The 1,259-nt window shown below is 65.5% G+C and carries 2 protein-coding genes; both read left to right on the forward strand.

What is annotated here, in order from left to right; all coding sequences use genetic code 11:
* A partial coding sequence (locus AC2VOP_RS10370) for an EF-Tu C-terminal domain-related protein (RefSeq protein WP_486960877.1) occupies nt 1-248 on the forward strand: 248 nt, incomplete at its 5' end.
* Nucleotides 249-357: 109 nt separating this feature from the next.
* Nucleotides 358-1,167, forward strand: a complete 810-nt coding sequence (locus AC2VOP_RS10375) for a mycofactocin-coupled SDR family oxidoreductase (RefSeq protein WP_486960878.1) — start codon at nt 358-360, stop codon at nt 1,165-1,167.
* The last annotated feature ends 92 nt before the right edge of the window (nt 1,168-1,259 follow it).

Consider the following 1,259-nt stretch of genomic DNA (forward strand, 5'->3'; position numbering starts at 1 on the left):
GCAAGGACGAGGGCGGCCGGCACACGCCGTTCTTCACCAACTACCGTCCGCAGTTCTACTTCCGCACCACCGACGTGACCGGTGTGGTGAGCCTGCCCGAGGGCACCGAGATGGTGATGCCCGGCGACAACACCGAGATGAGCGTGAAGCTGATCCAACCGGTCGCCATGGACGATGGCCTGCGGTTCGCCATCCGCGAGGGTGGGCGCACCGTGGGCGCCGGCCGGGTCACCAAGATCATCAAGTAGTCCTCGGCGAGCAGACACGTCAAGGCCCCCGGAAACCACGGGTTTCCGGGGGCCTTGACGTCTGGTGGGCTGAATCAAACGTTAGCCTGATCCGGTGGGCCAAAACCAGATGTTGCGGGGCAGGGTTGCGTTCGTCACCGGCGCCGCCCGTGGGCAGGGCAGATCGCACGCGGTGGCCCTGGCCGCCGAAGGCGCCGACATCATCGCGCTGGACATCTGCGCGCCGGTGTCCGACTCCATCGGCTACCCGCCGGCCACGCGCGAGGATCTGGCCGAGACCGCCCGGGCGGTAAAGGCGCAGGGCCGCACGGTGCTGGCTCGCGAGGTGGATACCCGTGACGACGCCGCTCTGCAGCAACTGGTGGCCGACGGCGTCGAGCAGTTCGGTCGGCTGGACATCCTGGTTGCCAACGCGGCGGTGCTGAGCTGGGGTCGACTCTGGGAGTTGTCCGACGAACAGTGGAACACCGTCATCGACGTCAACCTGACCGGTACCTGGCGCACCCTGCGGGCGGTGGTGCCGGAGATGATCACGGCCGGCAACGGCGGATCGATCGTGGTTGTCAGTTCGTCGGCCGGGCTGAAGGCTACCCCGGGCAACGGCCATTACTCAGCGGCCAAGCACGGGCTGGTTGCGCTGACCAATTCGCTGGCGCTGGAGCTCGGTGAATACGGCATACGGGTCAACTCGATTCACCCGTACTCCGTCGACACTCCGATGGTCGAGCCGGAGGCCATGAAGCGGGTGTTCGCCGCACACCCGAACTATGTGCACAGTTTCGCGCCGATGCCGTTGCAGCCCAAGGGGTTCATGTCACCGGAGGAGGTGTCCGACGTCGTCGTATGGCTGGCCGGCGACGGCTCGGGGGCCCTGACCGGAGTCCAGGTCCCGGTCGACAAGGGCGTCCTCAAGTATTAAAGATATTTCGGTAATACAGTGACTGATGGTCATAGAGAAAGGCCGGTGTGGGCGAGGAAGGCGAAACACAGGTCGTAGTTGGAGCCGATGCG

Source organism: Mycobacterium sp. TH-M106, assembly GCF_057473765.1.

Excerpts from the sequence above, each read along its gene's own strand:
- AC2VOP_RS10375 (WP_486960878.1), top strand. The coding sequence starts at position 358 with ATGTTGCGGGGCAGGGTTGCGTTCGTCACCGGCGCCGCCCGTGGGCAG.